Raw genomic sequence first — 1,559 nt, forward strand, 5'->3', positions numbered from 1 at the left:
GCCCCGGTCCGCCTTGGGTTGTCCGGCGTGCGCGCTCTCGGCACCGACGCCGCCGAGCGAATCGTCGCCGAGCGCGACGCCGACGGGCCGTTCAAGGACATCGAGGACTTCGCCCGGCGCACCGAACTGCCGTTGGCCGTGCTCGAGGCCCTGGCCACCGCGGGGGCGATGGATTGCTTCGGGCTGGGGCGCCGCGAGACCCTGTGGGCGGTCGGCGCCGCCGCGGGCAGCCGCCGCGGCCACCTGCCCGGCACCGTCCCGGGCACCGCCGCGCCGCCGCTGCCGGGCCTGACGGCCGAGGAGCGCACCCTCGGCGAGCTGTGGGCCGGCCAGCACGCCGCGACCCACCCCATGCTGCTGGTGCGCGAACGACTGGCTGCCGCCGGGGTGACTGCCGCTGCCGACCTGCCCGCCCTGCGCAACGGACACCCGGTGCGGATCGCGGGCCTGGTCACCCACCGCCAACGCCCGCCGACCGCCCACGGCGTTTGCTTCCTCGGCTTGGAGGACCACAGCGGGCTGATGAACGTCATCGTTCCGGCGAAGATCTGGGCCGCGCAGCCGCGCCGCGTCAAGGAAGCCGGAGCCCTGATCATCTACGGGACGATGGAAAGCGAGGACGGATCGATCAACGTGCTCGCCGGCCGCCTGACACGGTTGACGGTCGCGGCAACAGATCGCAGCCGCAGCTTCCGCTGAGCTCCGGCTGCTCCAATTCGCCGCCCGCCGGACGATGCGCTGGCTGAGAGTGATCAGACGGTGAAGGCCACGACGAGCATGCGGCGGCGGGGTTGGCGCGGACACATGCAGTGTTTATGTCTGCCCGAATGGAAAATTACTTATCTTGGACGGCGCCGCCTGCAGTCGGGGACCACATGGCGACGCAGGGACGCTGACGGGTGGTGCGGGTGGCGCGCGGCATGGTGTGGTTCGACGGCTCGGCGCTGCGGGCCGCCCGTCTGCGGGCGGGCAACGAAGCGGGCTGGTCGCTCGACGAACTGGTCCGTAGGCTGCGCGCGGCAGGGTGGGCCGGTGCCACACGCCAGACTTTGATCGGCTACGAAAATGGAACCAGCGTTCCGGAACCCGCCCGGCTGCGGGTGTTGGCTATGGCGCTTGGTACGACACCGGCGGCGCTGTCCGGGGTAGCCGGCGAGCGTGCCCGGTTGGCGGACTTGCGGCACTGGGCGGGGTTGACCGCGAACCAGGCGGCCGGGTCGTTCGGATTCTCCCGCTGGTCGCTGCTGCGCGTCGAGCGGCTCGGACAGCTGCCGCGGGGGTGGGCCGAGTCTCACGAAGGCGAGGACGGGTTCGTCCAACGCGCCGCCCTCGCCTACGGCACGACGCCGCAGGTTGTCGATGCGGCGTGGACGGCCGTTTTGCGCTCCACCGAGCGCTGACACCGCCACCCGTCTGGGCGCACCGCAACGGATCATCCATTCGGGCCGTGTTCCCGGGCACCCACGGTCCGCGCCCGCTGCTGCTGGGCCTCCTGGACCAGCGCTTTCTGCTCTTTCTAAACCCTACGTACGGTTTAGGGAGAATCGACAGGGGCGGGT

Annotated in this window: 2 protein-coding genes; both read left to right on the forward strand. The window is 71.4% G+C overall.

Annotation, left to right across the window (positions count from 1 at the left end; translation table 11 throughout):
• Positions 1-699: helix-hairpin-helix domain-containing protein (locus KGA66_RS28955; RefSeq protein WP_498066747.1), on the forward strand; the 699-nt coding region annotated here is incomplete at its 5' end.
• 203 nt (positions 700-902) lie between these two features.
• Positions 903-1,400, forward strand: a complete 498-nt coding sequence (locus KGA66_RS28960; RefSeq protein WP_211472780.1) for a helix-turn-helix domain-containing protein — start codon at positions 903-905, stop codon at positions 1,398-1,400.
• The last annotated feature ends 159 nt before the right edge of the window (positions 1,401-1,559 follow it).

Source organism: Actinocrinis puniceicyclus (genome assembly GCF_018283645.1).
In the GTDB taxonomy this organism is placed as follows: Bacteria; Actinomycetota; Actinomycetes; order Streptomycetales; family Catenulisporaceae; genus Actinocrinis; species Actinocrinis puniceicyclus.